At 57.0% G+C, this 17,882-nt stretch carries 20 protein-coding genes; 6 read left to right on the top strand and 14 right to left on the bottom strand.

Annotated features, from left to right (window positions below; translation table 11 throughout):
• Window positions 1-77: 77 nt before the first annotated feature.
• The 8 genes from flgH to ACR0IU_RS08140 are packed head-to-tail and all read right to left on the bottom strand — an operon-like array spanning window position 78 to window position 4,102.
• Entirely contained in the window at window positions 78-809 is a 732-nt protein-coding gene (flgH, locus tag ACR0IU_RS08175) for a flagellar basal body L-ring protein FlgH (protein WP_170781788.1), read from the bottom strand.
• Window positions 809-1,222 carry a flagellar basal body P-ring formation chaperone FlgA gene (flgA, locus tag ACR0IU_RS08170; protein ID WP_010442499.1) on the bottom strand — a complete coding sequence of 138 codons (414 nt, stop codon included), beginning with the start codon at window positions 1,220-1,222 and terminating at the stop codon, window positions 809-811. The genes flgH and flgA overlap by 1 nt, the downstream gene beginning before the upstream one ends.
• A complete protein-coding gene (flgG, locus tag ACR0IU_RS08165; protein ID WP_480715903.1) occupies window positions 1,222-2,007 on the bottom strand; it encodes a flagellar basal-body rod protein FlgG in 786 nt (261 codons plus the stop codon). Before flgG ends, flgA begins: the two co-directional genes overlap by 1 nt.
• A gap of 21 nt (window positions 2,008-2,028) precedes the next feature.
• Complete coding sequence (locus ACR0IU_RS08160; protein WP_480715902.1) at window positions 2,029-2,739, bottom strand: flagellar hook-basal body complex protein; 711 nt, start codon at window positions 2,737-2,739, stop codon at window positions 2,029-2,031.
• Window positions 2,739-3,011, bottom strand: a complete 273-nt coding sequence (locus tag ACR0IU_RS08155; RefSeq protein WP_039541098.1) for a flagellar biosynthetic protein FliQ — start codon at window positions 3,009-3,011, stop codon at window positions 2,739-2,741. Before ACR0IU_RS08155 ends, ACR0IU_RS08160 begins: the two co-directional genes overlap by 1 nt.
• Window positions 3,012-3,014: 3 nt before the next feature.
• Window positions 3,015-3,305, bottom strand: a complete 291-nt coding sequence (gene fliE / locus ACR0IU_RS08150) for a flagellar hook-basal body complex protein FliE (protein WP_480715901.1) — start codon at window positions 3,303-3,305, stop codon at window positions 3,015-3,017.
• A gap of 12 nt (window positions 3,306-3,317) precedes the next feature.
• Window positions 3,318-3,704: a flagellar basal body rod protein FlgC gene (flgC, locus tag ACR0IU_RS08145; RefSeq protein WP_480715900.1), complete on the bottom strand. Its 387-nt coding sequence runs from the start codon at window positions 3,702-3,704 to the stop codon at window positions 3,318-3,320.
• An 11-nt stretch (window positions 3,705-3,715) separates the two neighbouring features.
• Window positions 3,716-4,102 carry a FlgB family protein gene (locus ACR0IU_RS08140; protein WP_480715899.1) on the bottom strand — a complete coding sequence of 129 codons (387 nt, stop codon included), beginning with the start codon at window positions 4,100-4,102 and terminating at the stop codon, window positions 3,716-3,718.
• Between the two features lie 87 nt (window positions 4,103-4,189).
• Between ACR0IU_RS08140 and ACR0IU_RS08135 the strand changes: the two genes are divergently transcribed.
• The 6 genes from ACR0IU_RS08135 to ACR0IU_RS08110 all read left to right on the top strand — a co-directional run bounded on the left by ACR0IU_RS08135 (window position 4,190) and on the right by ACR0IU_RS08110 (window position 11,436).
• Window positions 4,190-5,533 carry a FliI/YscN family ATPase gene (locus ACR0IU_RS08135; RefSeq protein ID WP_480715898.1) on the top strand — a complete coding sequence of 448 codons (1,344 nt, stop codon included), beginning with the start codon at window positions 4,190-4,192 and terminating at the stop codon, window positions 5,531-5,533.
• An 83-nt stretch (window positions 5,534-5,616) separates the two neighbouring features.
• Window positions 5,617-6,456: a flagellar motor protein MotB gene (locus tag ACR0IU_RS08130; RefSeq protein ID WP_480715897.1), complete on the top strand. Its 840-nt coding sequence runs from the start codon at window positions 5,617-5,619 to the stop codon at window positions 6,454-6,456.
• 98 nt (window positions 6,457-6,554) lie between these two features.
• Window positions 6,555-7,850 (top strand): flagellar hook protein FlgE, encoded by a 1,296-nt coding sequence (locus ACR0IU_RS08125; protein ID WP_480715896.1) that lies wholly within the window; start codon window positions 6,555-6,557, stop codon window positions 7,848-7,850.
• Window positions 7,851-7,883: 33 nt separating this feature from the next.
• Entirely contained in the window at window positions 7,884-9,335 is a 1,452-nt protein-coding gene (gene flgK, locus ACR0IU_RS08120) for a flagellar hook-associated protein FlgK (RefSeq protein WP_480715895.1), read from the top strand.
• A 2-nt stretch (window positions 9,336-9,337) separates the two neighbouring features.
• Window positions 9,338-10,345 carry a flagellin gene (locus ACR0IU_RS08115; protein ID WP_480715894.1) on the top strand — a complete coding sequence of 336 codons (1,008 nt, stop codon included), beginning with the start codon at window positions 9,338-9,340 and terminating at the stop codon, window positions 10,343-10,345.
• Window positions 10,342-11,436 (top strand): flagellar basal body P-ring protein FlgI, encoded by a 1,095-nt coding sequence (locus tag ACR0IU_RS08110; RefSeq protein ID WP_480715893.1) that lies wholly within the window; start codon window positions 10,342-10,344, stop codon window positions 11,434-11,436. The genes ACR0IU_RS08115 and ACR0IU_RS08110 overlap by 4 nt, the downstream gene beginning before the upstream one ends.
• A 45-nt stretch (window positions 11,437-11,481) precedes the next feature.
• Here ACR0IU_RS08110 and ACR0IU_RS08105 read toward each other — a convergent pair whose 3' ends face one another.
• The 6 genes from ACR0IU_RS08105 to ACR0IU_RS08080 form a co-directional block, all read right to left on the bottom strand.
• On the bottom strand, window positions 11,482-12,126 hold the full coding sequence (locus ACR0IU_RS08105) for a DUF1523 family protein (RefSeq protein WP_170775858.1): 645 nt from the start codon (window positions 12,124-12,126) through the stop codon (window positions 11,482-11,484).
• Between the two features lie 10 nt (window positions 12,127-12,136).
• A complete protein-coding gene (locus tag ACR0IU_RS08100) occupies window positions 12,137-12,403 on the bottom strand; it encodes a hypothetical protein (protein ID WP_480715892.1) in 267 nt (88 codons plus the stop codon).
• Between the two features lies 1 nt (window position 12,404).
• Entirely contained in the window at window positions 12,405-13,742 is a 1,338-nt protein-coding gene (locus ACR0IU_RS08095; RefSeq protein ID WP_480715891.1) for a DUF6638 family protein, read from the bottom strand.
• Between the two features lie 57 nt (window positions 13,743-13,799).
• Window positions 13,800-14,516 (bottom strand): hypothetical protein, encoded by a 717-nt coding sequence (locus tag ACR0IU_RS08090; RefSeq protein ID WP_480715890.1) that lies wholly within the window; start codon window positions 14,514-14,516, stop codon window positions 13,800-13,802.
• Entirely contained in the window at window positions 14,513-16,447 is a 1,935-nt protein-coding gene (locus tag ACR0IU_RS08085; protein ID WP_480715889.1) for an AAA family ATPase, read from the bottom strand. Before ACR0IU_RS08085 ends, ACR0IU_RS08090 begins: the two co-directional genes overlap by 4 nt.
• Before the next feature lie 75 nt (window positions 16,448-16,522).
• Window positions 16,523-17,641 carry a hypothetical protein gene (locus ACR0IU_RS08080; protein WP_480715888.1) on the bottom strand — a complete coding sequence of 373 codons (1,119 nt, stop codon included), beginning with the start codon at window positions 17,639-17,641 and terminating at the stop codon, window positions 16,523-16,525.
• Window positions 17,642-17,882: the final 241 nt, after the last annotated feature.

Below are 17,882 nucleotides of genomic sequence, written 5' to 3'. Positions count from 1 at the left end.
CATCCTGGCCCCGATGCCCATGGCCAAGCCCACCACCAGAAAAACAATTGGCAACAGTTTCCCCATAAACCTAACCCTCAGAACGGCAACAAAGTGTCCAGGATTTGCTGGCCATAGCGTGGCTGCTGCACATCCGTAATCTGACCCCGGCCACCATAAGAGACACGCGCAGAAGCGATTTTGTCATAAGTGATTTCATTCTGGCGCGAGATGTCTTCGGGGCGGACATAGCCTGACACCAGCAGTTCACGAAGTTCAAAATTCACCCGCAGCTCCTGCGAGCCTGCGATCGAGAGCACCCCGTTGGGGAGTACGTCGGTAACTGTTGCCGCCACCCGCAAGGTCAGCTTTTCTTTGCGTTTGACCGACCCCTTGCCTTTGCTGACGGAAGCCGAGTCTATCGACACAGCCTCATCAAGTGAGGCCCCTTCTGGCAGCCGTTCACCCGCGCGCTGAGGCAGGCCAAACAGATCCGGGACGGCAAGGCTTTCCGATCCGGCGCGTGAGCGGTTGGTATCGTTGGATATCTCCGCCTTTTCATCCAATTCGATCACGACCGTCAGAATGTCACCCTTTTTCATGGCCCGCTGATCCCCCAGCAGCGAATGCTGGCCGCCGCTCCACAACGAGGATTGGTCGACCGTGCGCCGCGGCTGGCTATGCAAAGGAAGCCCCGGCCACAGCATCGCGACATGCTCGGGCGATTCAGTGTTTGGCGTTAGGCTCGGCGGTTTACCCAGATGGTCCAAACGGCCGCAGGCCGAAACACTTAGGACGACAAATAACAGGGATTTGGATAGGCTTGGCATTAATTGACCTCGATTTGACCATCCGGGCGGATAACGCCCTCTACAGTAGTGCGGGACGCCAGGTTCATAACGCGAATGCGCTCTCCGACTGCACCCCGACCCAAGGCGCGACCTTCAGCGGTGATTGACAGCGCGACGTGATCGAAAACCAGCGTGACCAGATCGTTTCGGTCCACGACGGCTGGCGGGCCGATATCACCGGGGCGAATTGGCCGGCCGGGATAAAGCGCAACACGTGCCTCCTGACCGACCAACATCTCGGTGTTGCGAACCGCTCCTTTGACCTCGATAGCTTTGATCTCCAGATCAGATGCAACTATCACCTCTTTGGCGCGGATCGTCCGGATCGGCACGACAATCTCGGCCATGCTTGCGAATGGCGTCAGACACAGGATCAGGATCAGAAACCGCATCACCGCACCTGCGTGGTTGCGCCCATCATCTGATCGACGGCGGAAATAACCTTGGCGTTCATCTCGTAACCGCGCTGTGCTTCGATCAGCTCCGTGACTTCACGCACCGCGTCGACCGAACTGTCCTCAAGATAGCCCTGCCGCAGGGTTCCCAGCCCGTCCTCGCCCGGCGTCCCGACAACCGGAGCGCCCGAGGCTTCAGTCTCCTTGAAAAGATTACTGCCTACGGCCTCAAGACCTTTGGCGTTCGAAAAGCTGGCCAGTGTAAATTCTCCCAACAACTGGCCCTCAGCGGTATCGTCAAAATAGGCATAGACCTCGCCTGCGGCGTTGATCGAGATCGATCTGGCATCGTCTGGAATGGTGACTTCTGGGGCGACTGCGAACCCGTCGGATGTTACAATCAGCCCCTCGGCTGATCGTTTCAGACTGCCGTCACGGGTAAAGGCAGACTGGCCATTGGGCAATGTCACCTCAAGATAACCGCGCCCCTCGATTGCGACATCCAGATCACTGCCGGTTGCCGAAAGCCCGCCTTGTTCCAACTGCACCGTGACCGCGGCAGGCCGTACGCCCAACCCCAGTTGGATTCCCGTCGGAAGAACCGTCCCGTCAGAGGCATTCACGGCACCGGCACGCGCCATCTGTTGATAATGTAAGTCGGCAAACTCGGCCCGGCGCGTGTTGTAGCCCGTTGTATTCATGTTCGCGAGGTTGTTCGAGATCGTCTCGACCCGCATTTGCTGCGCGGTCATGCCTGTTGCCGCTATTTTCAAAGCACGCATTTGAATTTCTCCTTCAGGTGATCAGCGCATCAGCGCTTTGAGCGCCCCGCGAACGCGTTCGTCTTCGGCCTCAAGAAAGCTCTGCCCAAGTTCATACGCCCGTTGAACCTCGATCATTCGTGTCACTTGACCGATAGCATTGACGTTTGAGCCTTCGAGAAAACGGTGCAGCACAATCGGTTCATCGACCGGATCAATCTGCCCAGTGGGTCGAAAATGTGTTTTGCCCTCGCGCACCAGATTTTCTGGGTTCGCAACATTATAGATCCCGATCTGACCCAGTAGTTGTCCGTTGACACTTAGGGTACCGTCGCCGCCAACATCGATCGTTGCGGCATCCTGCGGAACAAAGACCGGCGCGCCATTGCTATCCAAAACGCGATATCCATCCATTGTTAGCAAGTCGCCCTCGGCGCTTGGAGAGAAACTGCCTGCTCGGGTCAGACGATTTCCCGCTGGTGTTTCGATCATGAAGAACCCCTCGCCTTCGATGGCGAAATCAAACGAGCCACCCGTTTCGGTCAGAACGCCTTGTTGCAACGAGGTGTTTCGCACTTGGGCGCGGCTGAGCGACAGCGAGGGATGGCCTGGCAAATCCCGAACAAACTCTGAAAACACCAATCCCTGCTGGCGATAACCGGTTGTGTTGGCATTGGCGATGTTGTTGGCGACCAGCCTCATCTCGTTCATTAGGCCAGATTGGCGGGATAGTGTGACATAGGCGGTGTCCATCAGCGGCCTCCGGCGATAAGCGGGATCAGCGTCCCGGTGAAGAAGGTGACAAGGGTCTGGGTCATGAACCCCATCGACATCCAAAAAACGACGACGATGGCGATCAGTTTGGGCACGAAGGTCAGCGTCATCTCCTGCACTGAGGTCAGCGCTTGGAACAGACCCACGGTGAGGCCCGAAATCAGCGCAACGGCCAAAATCGGAACCGACGTGATGACCGCAACCCAGAGCGCCTGACGGACAATATCGTAGAACAGACCTTCGCTCAGCATAGTTCAGACCGGCATCCGCAGGATTTCCTGATAGGCCTCAACGACTTTGTTTCGGACGATCACAGCCGTTTCCACCGCAAGTTCGGTTTGTGCCAATGCCTGAACCAAAGCGTGCGGATCGGCCTGCCCTACCATCGAAGATTGCGCCACCTGCTCGCTGTGTTTCAGCGTTGCGGCAAAATCCTGAAACGTGGCGCGCAAGCCTTGTGCGGCTCCTTGATGATCGGGATCGGCCTGCGTTGCGGGACGGGCGCCAGCATAGTTCTGCGCGGCTGTAACTGAGCGGATATCCATTCTGGGTTTCCTTTATTTGCGGAGAAGGTCCATCAAACTCGACGACATCTGCCGGGTCTGATCGAACATCTTGAGATTGGCTTCGTAGCTGCGTTGCGCCTCGCGGGCGTCGGCAATCTCGATCATCAAATCGACGTTGGAGCCGCGGTAGTAGCCGGTTGCATCCGCCATCGGATGGCTGGGATCGTAGATTCGGGTTAGATCGCGGCGATCGAGTTTGACCCGCCCAGTCCGCACCACTTCTTTGCCATTACTCTCGACCGTCTCAAACGGGACTGTTTTGCGCCGATAACCCGGCGTATCCGCGTTCGAAATGTTTTCAGAGACGTGACGCAGCCGCGCAGCTTGCGCCCGCAGGGCACTAGCCGACGCACTCAGGGAATGGGAAAAGTCGCTCATCCTGATCACCCTTACGCCCGGCCCAAGCTGGTGCGCAGTACGCCGATTGAAGATTTGTAGATCGCCAAGGCACGATCATGCTGTCGTTTGACCTCGACGGCTTTCAGCATTTCTTCTTCCAGTGAAACACCGTTGCCGTTTGGGTCGCCTGTTTCGGTGGCCGTATATTCGGCCCAGGGCTGTTGGTGCGGATCTCCGTGCAGATGGCCGGCACGGGTTGCCGTCATCGCCACCTCCCGGCCCGTGTTTTCAAATGTTGTCTGAAAGGTCTCGATATCGCGGGGTTTGTATCCCGGCGTATCGGCGTTGGCCATGTTGCGCGAGATGACAGCTTGCCGTTGCCCAGCATGGGTTGCCATTGCGTACGCTGTTTTAAAGACGTTCAGGTCAGAGAACATCGGGGCTTCTCCCTCGATCAATTTCAATCAAGGCTTAACCCCGATTCCTTTAGAAACCGTTTTCAGAAGCAAATTGGAGGACCCGTGATGTCCGAACTCGATCCGATGCACCTGAAATGTCAATTCGACAGAATGTCAGCAGTGCAGCACGTTGGGCGCGTTGCTGATGTTGCCCACGGCGTGATCGAAATCAGCGGTTTGGCCAATCGGGCTCGAATCGGCGATCACCTGATCCTGCGCAGGCGCAGTGGTTCAGAGCTGCAAGGTGAGGTTCTGCGTGTCGGATCAGATCAGATTCAGATGCTGCTTGGCGCCGCGCCTGACGGGGTGAGCCTGGGTGACCCGGTGCTATTGGAGCAGATGCCCGCATTCGCCCCCGGACAGCATTGGCTGGGACGTGTAGTTGATCCGTTCGGCAAGCCCCTGGACGGCAAACCGTTGCTGGCGGGCGTGCACGAGCGCGATCTGATGCAGGCCCCGCCCTCTGCCGTTTCGCGCAAACCTCTGGGCACGCGTATGGAAACCGGGTTGGCGATCCTGAATACTATGCTGCCCATTGTTCAAGGCCAGAGGATCGGTCTGTTCGCCGGGTCAGGTGTTGGCAAATCTACGTTGCTGGCCTACCTCGCCCGCTCGATGCAGGCTGATGCCGTTGTCGTTGCTCTGGTGGGGGAACGCGGGCGCGAGGTGAACGAGTTTGTCGAGACCGCCCTAGGTGCGGACGGCATGAAGCGATCGGTTGTTGTGGCGGCCACCTCGGACCAATCCGCTCTTGCCCGCAGACGCTGCGCGTGGTCGGCCATGTCTGTGGCGGAACATCTGCGGGATCAGGGGATGAACGTCCTGTTTCTGGCCGATTCGGTCACTCGCTTTGCCGAAGCACACCGAGAAATTGCCGTCGCCATGGGTGAGGCACCATCGTTACGAGGCTTCCCGCCGTCGGTTACTTCGCTGATCGCAAATCTTTGCGAACGGGCAGGCCCTGGAACTGCCGAACAAGGAGATATCACAGCTGTCTTCAGTGTGCTGGTGGCCGGATCGGACATGGACGAGCCCATCGCTGATATTCTGCGCGGCGTGCTGGACGGGCATATCGTGCTGAACCGTGAGATCGCAGAGCGGGGGCGATTTCCTGCGATCGACCTCAACCGGTCGGTCTCGCGCAGCCTGCCCCGCGCTGCCACTTCCGAAGAAAACGAAATGATTGCGGAAACCCGGAAACTGGTCGGTAGCTATGAGCAGTCCGAAGTCATGATCAAAGCAGGCCTCTATGCCGAAGGAGCTGATCCATTTCTGGACCGCGCGATTCGGATGCACGAAGAGTTGGACGATTTCTTTGCCAAGGCTGAGCCAGACGGGATCGACAACAGCTTTAATCGGCTGTCCCTGATCTTGCGGCGCGCGGTGGCGAACCCAGTTCAACGAGGATAGAATTCCAAACAGTTTTAACTGTTAAGCCCACCTTAAGACCTGCGCTGCTACCCCGGTAGACGGGTGAATAGAAGGTGGTGGAGATGGGTGCGCAATCCAATGCGGCGCCAATCATCATCAAGAGGAAACGTGTATCGGGTGGCGATGGCCACCACGGTGGTGCGTGGAAAGTTGCGTATGCCGACTTTGTCACGGCCATGATGGCGTTCTTCATGTTGATGTGGCTGCTGAATGCAACAACCGAGACACAACGCAAAGGGCTGGCAGACTATTTCTCGCCCACGATCCCGGTCAATCCGGTTTCTGGCGGAGGCGATGGTGCATTTGGCGGCGATAACATGTTCTCAGAAAAAACCATGGTGATGGATGGCTCTGGTGCGAGCAATCGGCACCCCACCGAAGCGAAACAGGCGCGCGGCTCAACCGGTGTAGACGTCCAAAGCGGTGATGAGGGCGCGTTCGAAGATTTTTCGTCGCTTGAGGCTCAACTGCTCGGGCGCGCTGGCGAAAGTCTCGTGTCTGACAAGATGCTCAAGCATATCGTAACCCGTGTTACCGACGAAGGGCTGGTGGTCGAGCTGTTCGCAACAGATGAACAACCGTTATTCGAATCGGGTACGGGTAAGCCGACGCAAATGATGCGCGCGCTGGCACTGCTGGTGGCACGGTCTTCTGATCTGGTGACAAACGCAATCGCGGTCGAAGGTCATGTGCGGTCTGCACCGGTCGTAGTGGCGCATAATCCGGTCTGGGATCTTTCAACCGAACGTGCACAAAGCACCCGTCAATTGCTGCAAAACAAGGGGGTCCAACCAACGCGGCTCGACCGTGTGACCGGGCATGCCGACCGGGAACTGTCGGTCAATAACCCAATGGCGGTCCGCAATGATCGGGTCGAGATCATATTTCTGCGCAATCCCTGAGAGGTAGAGGATAGACCGCATTTTAGCTGTTAGCGCGCTGTTAAGGGCCAGTAGGGTACGTGTTGCATCAACCAATGACGCAACAAAAGGGCGTGCCGATGACCATTTCCTCTTCGCTGAATGCCGGTGTGGCAGCGTTGAAGGCCAACGCAAACAGGCTGGCCACGATCTCTGACAACATCGCCAACTCGTCGACATTTGGCTACAAAAGGGTTGAGACCGACTTTCACTCCATGGTCACCTCGGGCCAAGGTGGCAGCTATTCGGCAGGCGGTGTCCGAACCACAAGCCAGCGTCTGATCGATCAGCGCGGATCGTTGGTTACTACCAACAACTCAACCGATTTGGCCGTGCGCGGCAGAGGTATGCTACCGGTTCGACCCAGCTCGCAAATCGCGGCGGGCTCGAATGAGATGCTGCTGACCACAACGGGCTCGTTCCGCACCAATGAAGAAGGGTATCTGGTCACACAATCCGGTCTTGTCCTTCTGGGCTGGCGCGCCAATCCAGATGGTTCGATCCCTAGCGTCCCGAGGGATACGCCCGCAGCGCTGGAACCCATTCAGCTGAGCGTCAATCAACTGTCCGGCGCCCCCACAACATCAATGAATCTACGGATGAACCTGCCTGCAACCGCAACCGACGCCGGGGCTCCGGGGGATACGCAACCTCTGTCAGTCGAATATTTTGACAATCTGGGCAAATCCGAAAGCGTCGATATCGAGTTGGTGCCAACCGTTCCCGCAACCGGCAGCAGCAACGAATGGACCATGACATTGCGCGATTCAGCCTCGGGCGGCGCTGTCATCGGAGAATATACACTGACCTTTACCGATAGCCGCACAGCCGGAGGGACGTTGGCCAGCGTCACCGCAGTGTCTGGTGGGGCTTATGACCCGGCAACCGGAAGTGTCGTCGTCAATGTGGCTGGCGGTCCAATGGAGATTAATATCGGCCAGATCGGAGATGCGGACGGAATCACGCAGCTCTCGGACACATTTGCACCGGTTTCGATCACACGCGACGGCTCGGCTGTGGGCACAATGACAAGCGTACAGGTCGACGAGAATGGCTATGTCTACGCATTCTATGACACCGGGGTCAGTCGCCGGATGTTCCAGATTCCGTTGGCAGATGTGCCCAATCCAAACGGGCTGACCGCTTTGGACAGTCAGACTTACGCCCCCTCACGTGACAGTGGCACCTTCTTCTTATGGAACGCGGGTGAAGGTCCGACGGGCGATCTTGTGTCCTTCGCGCGCGAGGAATCGACAACCGATGTTGCCACCGAACTGACGTCGATGATCCAGACCCAACGTGCCTATTCGTCTAGCGCCAAGGTCATCCAGACCGTGGATGAGATGCTGCAGGAAACAACCAATATCAAACGCTGATCCAGTTATTAAGAAACAAAGAGGACGCGCCCGATGAACATGTCGACAGCACTGAACAACGCTCTGGGAGGGTTAAGCGCGGCAAGCCGAGGGGCGGCGGTTGTCTCTGGTAACATCGCAAACGCGCTGACGCCAGGTTATGCACGCAGATCCCTTGAACTGGCGACCAGTCCAATTTCGGGAAACGGCGTTCGTGTGGTCGGGATCACGCGCCATCATGATCCGGTTCTGATCGCTAACCAGCGCGAGACGGATGCGGAGTTCGCAGCCGCCAAGACCATATCTCAGTTTCATTCAAACTATGAAAATCTGGTTGGGTCCGCAGATGACGCCGCTTCGATCGCAGCTCGGCTCGCACAATTCGAAAGCAGCCTGATTACCGCAGCCAGCTTGCCGGACTCGGCGCAACGCCTGGATCAAACCGCGCGCGCTGCTCGCGATTTTAGTTCTGCGCTCAACTCAGCGTCCGATGGATTGCAGCATATGCGATCAAATGCTGATCGCACGATTGGTAAGCAGGTTGATACTCTGAATCAGACACTGAAAGACATCGAGAAACTGAATGCTCGGATTCCTGCGATCCGTAACTCGGGCGGAGACATCGGCGCCCTTCTCGACCAACGTCAAATTTTGATCGATCAGGTCAATGAACTGGTTCCAGTCAATGTGGTCGCGCGTGAGAATGATCAGGTTTCACTCTACGCGGAGGGCGGGCTGATCCTTTTGGAAGAAACCTCCGCCCAGCTCTCGTTCACGACCACCGGCGATACGATGCCACATATGACCGTAGCAAGCGGATTGCTGTCCGGGCTCGAAGTCAATGGGCGCCCCATTCGGCTCAGCGGCGATTTCGCGCAAATCAAGGGCGGCGCGCTGATGGCGCAGTTCGCGGTTAGGGATGAACTTGCCGTCGAAGCACAAGCTGACCTCGACGCTGTGGCCCGCGACTTGATTGAGCGGTTCGAAACAGCCGGGCTTGACCCAACTGCAACAGCCGCCGATCCCGGACTATTCACCGATGATGGCAATCGCTTTGACGCAATTAGGGAAACCGGGCTTGCTTCGCGCATCTCCTTAAATGTCGTCGTCGATCCGGATGCCGGAGGCGACAGCTGGAAACTGCGCGCAGGATTGGGTGCCTTGACACCCGGTGCCCCTGGAGATGCAAGCCAGTTGCACGCCTTCGGTGTCATTTTGTCAGACGCACGCCCGATTCCCAGTGCCAGCTTCGGGACTGGGTCGATGCGTGCTGCTGAAATTACCGAAGCATTGCTCTCAAAAGCCGGTACAAACGCACATGCAGCGGACCAACGCAGCATCTTTGCAGCAAACGCCCAATTAGAGATGCAGAAAATCGTCGCAGAGCAAGGCGTTGACAGCGATGCCGAACTGCAGCGTTTGATGCAGATCGAGCAGACCTACGCCGCCAACGCCCGCGTTGTTACGGTTGTTGATGAATTGATGGATACCTTGTTGAGGCTATAAACATGGCGTTGAACTCTATCGGTGATCTGGCTCGGGGGTTGACCCTCAGGACCCGCAGCACCGAAATCAAATCGCAAATTGAAACTCTGTCCTATGAGATGTCTACAGGCAAGGTGCAAGATATTTCAGGCCACCTGGGCGGCGACTACGCGCACCTGCTGGATCTGGATCGCAGTCTCGAGCGGTTGGACGCATATTCAATCGCCACGGCGGAGGCGCGACTATTCACGGACGCAATGCAATTGAGCCTGACAACGTTCAGCGGATCGGTGGCCGAGATATCTGCATCGCTGCTGTCATTTGGTACTGCAAATCAGACCGTGACACATGAGCAAGCCTCGGTTCAGGCCCGCAACGAACTCGACACAATGATCTCAGCGCTGAACACAAGGGCCGGTGGGCGCAGCCTGTATTCCGGGACCTCAACCGATATCTCTCCGTTACTGTCAGCTGAAACTTTGCTGGGGGCACTGCAAGCAGAGTTGTCAGGCCTCCCAACCGCATCGGACATCCGCCGAGCCGCCGAAGACTGGTTCAACGACCCAACGGGGTTTGACGCGGTTATTTATCAGGGTGGCGCCGACACCCTAGATCCGATGCAAATATCCGAGAACGAAAGGGTCTCTCTTCCAATCACCGCTACCGATCCCGCGCTAAAGTCTGCGCTACGCGACGTCGCTGTTGCAGCACTGGCCACAGATGACGCGCTGGCATGGGCTCCGGGTCTGCGTACCGCGCTATTCACAGAGCTCGGCGTTGAACTGGCAAATACTCAGGACGCGACTATAAACCTGCGCGCCCAGGTTGGCGCCGCCGAAGCACGCATTGAGCAGGCCGGCACTCGCAACGCAGCTGCAAAAACAAGCGCCGAGTACGCACGTAATGAATTGATCTCAGCAGATCCTTACGAAACCGCGGCACGGCTGCAAACTGTGCAGTTCCAGCTGGAAAGTCTTTATTCCGTGACCGTCCGCAACGCCAACCTTTCGCTGGTGAACTTCCTCAGATGAAAATTCTCGCATTCCTGTTGATAATCTTGCCTTGTATCGCAAACGCCGGTGCTATCCGTCTGAAAGATCTGGTTGATTTCGACGGCGTGCGCGGCAACGACCTGGTGGGTTATGGCCTTGTTGTCGGTCTGAACGGTACCGGAGACGGCTTGCGTAACTCTCCGTTTACCGAAGAAATCATGTCCAACATTCTCGAACGGTTGGGTGTGAACGTGAATGGCGAGGATTTTCGCCCGAAGAACGTCGCCGCCGTATTGGTTACAGCCACACTTCCGCCCTTCGCACGTGTCGGTGGTCAGATTGATGTAACCGTCTCTGCGATTGGAGATTCCAAAGGACTTCTTGGAGGTACGCTGATCATGACACCCCTGAACGCGGCAGACGGTCAGATCTATGCCGTGGCCCAGGGAACAGTATTGGCTGGTGGTGCTGCGGTTGAGGGTGACGCAGCTTCGGTCGTAAGCGGCGTTCCCACATCGGGAGTCATACCCTCCGGAGCGCGCGTCGAGCGTGAGATTGACTTTACCCTTTCCGACCTAACGCAACTCAGGCTGGCTTTGAGGGAGCCGGATTTCACGACCGCTAGCCGTATCGAAGCCGCGATAAACAACGAATTTAACCGGGCCGTTGCACTCATGCGCGACTCCGGCACTGTGGAGCTAAGCATCGATGCAACGCGCGCAGTTTCTACCGCCCACGCAATCGGTCGGATCGAGAATATTTTGGTTGAACCCCAAAGCAAGGCCCGTGTTGTCGTCGATCAGAGATCGGGTACAATCGTAATGGGTCGAGATGTCAGGATTTCGCGCGTAGCGGTGTCGCAGGGCAACTTGACCCTCACCGTCGAGGAAGCCCCTATTGCCGTTCAACCCAATCCTTTTGCGCGTGGCGAAACAGTCGTCGTTCCGCGTACTTTTGCCGGAATCGAGGAAGAAGAAGGAACTGGACTGGCGGAAATTCCCGAAGCAACCACTCTTTCCGAAGTGGTTGCCGGGTTGAATGCCTTGGGCGTATCGCCACGCGACATGATCGATATTTTGAAAACCATAAAAGCTGCCGGTGCGCTTCATGCTGAGTTCATCGTCAGATGAGCAGTATCGCAAATGCTATCAACAAAGAACCTCTCTGATTTCGACTTACTTGGATTTCCAACTATCCAGCCAGCGGCGTAATCCTTTGCGTTTTTCATCAATCGCATCACCGGCGGCGTAAAGACCATCTTCCATGTTTTCCAAAACCGGATCGATCTTCTTTTGCCTGAAACGGCGCCACCGGACCCAGATAGCCCATACCAATGCCGCGAATATCGTCAGGAAGATGATATTGAACCAGGGTATGATGCGCACATCAGGTCCATCGACATGGCGAATGAAGATCGCGTTAGGAAAGATCGACATGAACTCATTGCGCCAGCCGTAATGCGTTACGACCACCCAATCGGGGTTTTCCTTGGTCGATTTCGCGTCGTTAGCCTCGGTATAGAGGTTCGCCGTGTCGAACTTGAAATAGGGCGGCCAGCCCCAGCCGGTGTCTTCGTTGCGATAGACAATGGGCTTTCCGTTGGCGCGCACCGCCTGAATGAACTGCACATCGCGGTTTGACAGGCTCGTGGATTGATCCTCGGGTTCAGACCAGAATATTCGGGTCCAATCCGTCAGGTCCTGACGTTCCTCATAGGTGTTGACGATCCGCACAACATCGTGCTGCGGCAGAGAATACTGCAGGATCACGGCAATCGTGCCCCAGAAGATGATAATGAACGCCCATTTTACATAGGCCATGCCTTAACCCTCACATGTAATTCACGATGTAGATCAGCGCGCCAATCGCCACCCAAGGCACAATATAGACACCCAAAATCAATTTGCGCCGGAACGAATTATCGTAGACGTGCAAACCACGCGCAACAAACGCTTCTTTGTTACCGGTTTTGCCCTTTTCGTCCCACCAGGTTTCCAGCTTTTGCCGCCTGACGCTGCGCGAATAAAAGGACAGCGCGAAATAGGCGATCGTCTGGACAACCACCAGGATCAGGAACAGGCGCATTGCTCCGAACATCTCAATCCCTCCCAACCGCGCCCCAGGGGCCAACCCGTGCGATGACCGTTTCGCTGCCCCGGTCGTTACCGCTCATGTCCGGCTCATGGCCAAACAAGGCCGCACGGGCACCAGCCTTGTCCACCTGATACTCGCGCGCAAGGAAATCGGCAACATAGGCTTTCTTGGCCTCGGGCCAGTTAGAGTAGGTCTTATAGAACAGCTCCTTGTGGCAGATGAACAGCTGGCGCGGGTCCAGCGGTGCAAGCTCTGCCAGCAGCATGTTCACCAGATCGCGGTTCGGCGTGTCTGCCGCGCGGAGCGTATAGAAATACGCCGGATGATCTGACGTGATGCGCGGCCACGGCCCACCATCGGTGGCCCAGCGCAGCAATTGCGCGAGGCCGTGATAGGCCTCGGGTAAACGGTCAGAGTGGTTGCGGGCCAGGCGCCGCATATCGCTGCGATCCAGTTCCGTCAGATCGAGATCAGCATCCGCGGCCGCGTCAACGGTCAGAAAGTCCATCTTCTGCTGCAGGATCGCAGCAGCATCCACGCCGCGTGCTTTGACAATCGGTTCGACCAGATCGTTGTAGTCCAGAAACTTGGCGATCTGGTTCCGCTGCGACGGGCCAAATACGTATTTGATCGGCATATCGTTGGGCTTTTCGCCCATGCAAATCGCCGCCGGGTGATCCATATCCGGGAATAGATAGAGCCCGCCGAAATGTGCCGTCCAGAAATTACGCTGCTCAAACGCGGTGTGGCGCAGGTGAACGGGGTTGCGGGTGACGTCGCCGGTTTCTTTGGCCGTTTCGATCATCTTGGCGATCAGAACGTCGTCGAACCAGGCATCCTCTTCGGTTTTGAACCGTTCGACCATGCCCGCAAGCTGCTGGGCCTTGCGCAGGGTGCCGCCTGCGGTATCAGCCTCAATCTCGATCTTGCTCAGGTTCAACAGGTCGCGCGGGGTAGTGAGTTTGATGACAGAGTTCACAAGCTCTCCCGCCACCGCATCGGTGGCGGTCAGGGCGAACAACTGCGCCTCGTTCATCTCGATGAAGTCGCGCAGGATATCGCGCGAGGTCGAGAATTTGACGTTCAGCAAAGGCGCGCGTTTCTGCTCAGTCGTCAGCAGGATGAACTGCCGGTTGACCCCGTTGGGGTTGAGGTAGAGCTCGTCCTCCAGCTCAATCCCCACTTCCGGTGAATAGCCCGAGATATCGACATGGAAATCCGTCAGCGCCGTGGTCTTGCCCGCCAGATGCTGCAGCGCGCGGTTATACCGCTCGACCAGAGCCGGGCTGGAGATGTGAACGAGATTGCCGAACATCAGGCCTTTTTCGATGAGGCGGATCATTGGTCGCTCCCTTTGCCCAGGGCCTCAATTGAAGGGTCGCGAATGCTTCGCAGCAGGTTATTCATCATTTGCCCGCAACCTAGCTAATGTCGCGGCAATCGCTTCGATTTTAGCCAAGTTCTCCTCTGATAACGCTGTATCCTGAACTTCTTCGCCATGTACCAACATGTTTCTTAGCTTACGGAAACCTATAAGCTCCAAAAATAGCTGAGACCCATCTGGTTCGGACGCCAGCATATCTCTTGCGTGTCCGAGGATATTCCCATTACGAAGCGCATTTTGCCCGACAACCGAGCGTTCGATCTGTATCCACGCTTGTAGAAACCGTCCAAGACGCTCTGTAGATTTGGAGCTGGGCAGTTTCGGTGAATAGTCGAACAGGCTTTCAAACAACTTCTCTGCGAGTTCCGCGTAAGCCTCTACCTTTGAGCGTTCGACAGTTAGGCCGTTTCCTTGATGGTATAGTTCGTTGCGGAGCCTGTGAAACCACTCGATGACCCCTAAATCTATTCCAACAATTTTTTCGGCTGCATGGTTCTCAACACCATCAAGTAGCCCCGGAAAATTCTGGCAATACTCGTCTCTTTGTTTCCTCGATATATCTATTCCAGAGATACGCTTCGGCAAAGTTATGAAAGTCTGAAGCATAAGCTCCACAGCGTTGTCGATATTGATCATGGCAAGTCGACGGTTTGTGTCCGTATCATTCACCAAAAGTGAAAAGCCATGACGTAGAATTTCGGCAGGTCCGGTTGCCCAATGCGCTTCGTTCACTTCCCCTTGCCCTCCAGATACCGACGCTTAGCCTCTTCCATCCGGCCCATCTCACGTACGGCGTTTTCGATGGCGACCTCGTCGCTCTTGTCGGCATAGCGGAACTCGCTGTCGGCGTAGCGGTTGATCTCTTGCATCACCATTTCCACCGTGATCGGCTGGCGCAGGTCCTCGATCATAGCCTTCTTGGTGTCGTAGTCGCGGAACAGGAACAGGTCAGGGTTTTCCATCCACTCGTCAGGCAGTTCGAAATCCATCGCGCGGACCTTGACTGCGTCGGTGATGTTCTTGATCGCGCGGCCGGTGAAACGCTCATCCGCCTGTTGGATCGCCTTGAGGTAGGTGCCCAACTTGGCAATCGTGTCCATCTGGCCGATATCGCCGGAGACCTGGTCATAGACCTGCAGCAAGGCATCCTCATGCGGGCGGGAGTGGCTTTCGAAACTGGCGGCGACGGCCTTTTTAATTTCCTGCGCAGCATAGGCTTCATGCTCGCCCAGCGGGATGTCGTGGTTGCGGCCCATCAGCAGGTGCAGAATGTCGATGTAGTCCTCGCGCGTCTGCGGCCCGTCCACCAGGAACCGCGCGCCCGCCCGCTGGCGTAGGGCGTCATCCACATTCTCGGGGTAGTTCGAGAACATGCCAAAGGTGCAGTTGCCACGCACAACGGTATTGGCGCCCGCAAAGCTTTCCATCAGCACGGCGGTGATTTCCAGCTGCCCGGCTGAGGATTGCCGGTCTCCACGTTTACCCGCAAGCTGGTCGATATCGTCGATTGTGCCGAAACCGATGACCGAGGGGTCGATAATCGTATTGATGAAGGCCTTAGCGTTCTGGCCGGATTTACCCTGATAGCTGTCGATATTATCGGTGCTGAGGTTCTGATAGCGGAACGGATAGCCTGCGTTTTGGCAGTAGTCGTTGATCAGCCCGGCCATCATCTGAATCAGAGTGGTCTTGCCAGTACCCGGTTTGCCGTCGCCCATGAAGGTGAAGATGAACCCGCCAAGCTCGGCAAACGGGTTCAGGCGGCGGTCGAAGTCATAGGCCATCACCATCTTGGCCAGCTTCATCGCCTGATACTTTGCGATATGGTTGCCGACCACCTCGTTTGGTTTCTTGAACGTCATGGTCAGGGTGGTGGATTTCGCCTTCGAGGCCGGTTCGAACCCCCGGATGGTCAGGTCGTCGGCTTCAATATGCCAAGCGGCGTTCTGGAACGGGGTCAGATGGCCGGCGGATTGGGCGCGCAAGGCGACCTTATCCATCAGCTGTTCCGCATAAGCGCTGGTGGCTGCGATCAGAAGGGCGTCGTCGGGCGCGTGTTTGGCCAGCGTTTGGTCCAGCTCCCACAAAGCGCCATGCAGAGCGAGTTGGCCGTTGTCGGTCAGAACCTCTTCGATCTCACTGATGTCGACGGTGGTCTCGCCCAGATAAGAGGACATCAGATAGGCCAGCGCATTGCCCAGAACATGGGACGTGATCAGCGCCTCGGCGGTCAGTAATTCCGAGAATTCGGTTTTGCGGGAGGCAGGCAGATCTCCGGCAAGGTTGGCGCGCTTCAGGTCGGCCAGCGGAGTCTGCTCCGCATACGCCTCGGCTACAGCCAGAGCGATGGCTATTGCACGGCGGATTGCCTGCTGCGTTGTGGCCTGAGGCGGCGAGACCAGCGTGTCGCCCTCATCCGAGGCCTCAATCCGTTCGACCAGATGCACCCCGTCGGCGCGCGCAACGCGGCGCGTCACCAGCCCCGGTGTCGTAGACCGAAACCGACGCCCCGTCGAAACACCCGGAGACCGTTCCACCGCAGCCTCAACAGGTTTGGCGATACGCGGCGCATGCTCGAACCCGTTCAACAATGCGGTCGCTGCTGCGTAATGCTTGCGAATATCGTCTTCTCGCAATTCCATCTGATCTGACGTCAAACTCATCTTTTTCCTCGCAATGCCGGGCTGAAACCCGACCTACTCAAATTCTGTAGGGCGGGCTTCATCCCGCCACTTGTCTCAATACCTCAAAACCTGTCCGGCCTTGCTGACCACGAACTTGCGCACATCAGCAAAGCCCGGAGGGTTGCGTTCGGCGAGAACCTGAAACGGACGCTGGGGCAGGATGATGGATCGCTGGGTGCGAGTGGCGCCGGTCTCAGCCCCCTGCCCGCCGAACGGGTCCAGCGCAAAAACCTCGCGCTCGACGGTCGAGAACCACCCGGCACGTTCCTCGATCACGTCTTCGCTTTCCAGTTCCTCGGTGGTCCAGGCCAGTGCCCAATCCTGACCTTGCGGAGATTGCGCATCTTCCAGCACCTGCCGCAGCGGGCCGGATTGCTCGGTATAGGCCGAGGAATACATCGGCCCCACATGGATGCGGCGCAGGTGTTTGGGGTGCAGGTCGTCGAAATCCTGATCGAAGCCCTTGGCGATGGTCACCAATTTCAGCCCGCCCAGCGATTGCGCCATCAGATGTGCCTGCACTTCGGGCCAGCGGCGTTGATCCTTGGGCAGGGCAGTTTTGCCGCTGTCCTCCAACTGCATCAGATAGATAACCGGCAGGTTGATCTGGCTGTCATAGACCGCCCAGTGGATCATGAACCAGCGCCGTTCGCCCTCATTCCCAATCCAGTGGCATTCGGGATCGTTGCGGGCCCAGAACAGCTGACCTTTCAGCAATTCCTCGTAATAGAGTCTTTGGGACAGCGCGAATTGCAGTTTGGTTGGGATTTCCTGATCGCCAATGATCGTCCGCACCATGTCGGTTTTCAGGTCGTCTTCCGAGGGCATATTCGCCAGATGCACCTGCGCCTGTTGCGCGTCATTGGCCATGGTCAACAACTCCGCCGCCACCGGAAACCCGCTGTCACGTTTGTCCATGGCAAGGCTGCCAAAGAACCGCCCCGTATCGCGCCCGACCAGCAGGTATTTCATGCTGAGCGCTCGGAAAGTGTAGAGCAGCCCCGAAAGGTAGCGCGACACAATCCGCACTTCTTGTTTCGAGATCGCCCCTTCGGCCTCCATCGTCGCGGCCACGCGCAGGAGGTGGACAGTGATCACCTCAAATTTGCGGAAGTACCGGCGCGAGGCGAAGGTGTCGGTCAGGCCGACATGGTCTTGGGTGGGGTCAGACATTAGGGGAATTTCTATCACCGGTTCCACAGCATTGATTGAGCCGCCAAGGCAGGAGAAGAACTTCTGAGATCAGGTACAACGCGAAAATGATAAGCCCGAAGATCATGCTGCCCGGCCCGACGTAAAGGGTGAAGAAGCCGAGCAGTTTGTACGCTCCGCCTTCAACACCAAATTTGTGCAAAAGGGCAGTCAGACCATAAATCGGCATCGGCCAAACTACGAGAAGGAGGCCAATCCTTAG

This window comes from Ruegeria sp. CL5 (assembly GCF_056536485.1).
The sequence above is the reverse complement of the archived record's forward strand: the minus strand, read 5'-3'. Positions and strand labels throughout refer to the sequence as shown.

Bases quoted from the DNA above. Each gene is read 5' to 3' on its own strand.
- flgH (WP_170781788.1), bottom strand. From the start codon at position 809: ATGCCAAGCCTATCCAAATCCCTGTTATTTGTCGTCCTAAGTGTTTCG.
- flgA (WP_010442499.1), bottom strand. From the start codon at position 1,222: ATGCGGTTTCTGATCCTGATCCTGTGTCTGACGCCATTCGCAAGCATG.
- flgG (WP_480715903.1), bottom strand. From the start codon at position 2,007: ATGCGTGCTTTGAAAATAGCGGCAACAGGCATGACCGCGCAGCAAATG.
- ACR0IU_RS08160 (WP_480715902.1), bottom strand. From the start codon at position 2,739: ATGGACACCGCCTATGTCACACTATCCCGCCAATCTGGCCTAATGAAC.
- ACR0IU_RS08155 (WP_039541098.1), bottom strand. From the start codon at position 3,011: ATGCTGAGCGAAGGTCTGTTCTACGATATTGTCCGTCAGGCGCTCTGG.
- fliE (WP_480715901.1), bottom strand. From the start codon at position 3,305: ATGGATATCCGCTCAGTTACAGCCGCGCAGAACTATGCTGGCGCCCGT.
- flgC (WP_480715900.1), bottom strand. From the start codon at position 3,704: ATGAGCGACTTTTCCCATTCCCTGAGTGCGTCGGCTAGTGCCCTGCGG.
- ACR0IU_RS08140 (WP_480715899.1), bottom strand. From the start codon at position 4,102: ATGTTCTCTGACCTGAACGTCTTTAAAACAGCGTACGCAATGGCAACC.
- ACR0IU_RS08135 (WP_480715898.1), top strand. From the start codon at position 4,190: ATGTCCGAACTCGATCCGATGCACCTGAAATGTCAATTCGACAGAATG.
- ACR0IU_RS08130 (WP_480715897.1), top strand. From the start codon at position 5,617: ATGGGTGCGCAATCCAATGCGGCGCCAATCATCATCAAGAGGAAACGT.
- ACR0IU_RS08125 (WP_480715896.1), top strand. From the start codon at position 6,555: ATGACCATTTCCTCTTCGCTGAATGCCGGTGTGGCAGCGTTGAAGGCC.
- flgK (WP_480715895.1), top strand. From the start codon at position 7,884: ATGAACATGTCGACAGCACTGAACAACGCTCTGGGAGGGTTAAGCGCG.
- ACR0IU_RS08115 (WP_480715894.1), top strand. From the start codon at position 9,338: ATGGCGTTGAACTCTATCGGTGATCTGGCTCGGGGGTTGACCCTCAGG.
- ACR0IU_RS08110 (WP_480715893.1), top strand. From the start codon at position 10,342: ATGAAAATTCTCGCATTCCTGTTGATAATCTTGCCTTGTATCGCAAAC.
- ACR0IU_RS08105 (WP_170775858.1), bottom strand. From the start codon at position 12,126: ATGGCCTATGTAAAATGGGCGTTCATTATCATCTTCTGGGGCACGATT.
- ACR0IU_RS08100 (WP_480715892.1), bottom strand. From the start codon at position 12,403: ATGTTCGGAGCAATGCGCCTGTTCCTGATCCTGGTGGTTGTCCAGACG.
- ACR0IU_RS08095 (WP_480715891.1), bottom strand. From the start codon at position 13,742: ATGATCCGCCTCATCGAAAAAGGCCTGATGTTCGGCAATCTCGTTCAC.
- ACR0IU_RS08085 (WP_480715889.1), bottom strand. From the start codon at position 16,447: ATGAGTTTGACGTCAGATCAGATGGAATTGCGAGAAGACGATATTCGC.
- ACR0IU_RS08080 (WP_480715888.1), bottom strand. From the start codon at position 17,641: ATGTCTGACCCCACCCAAGACCATGTCGGCCTGACCGACACCTTCGCC.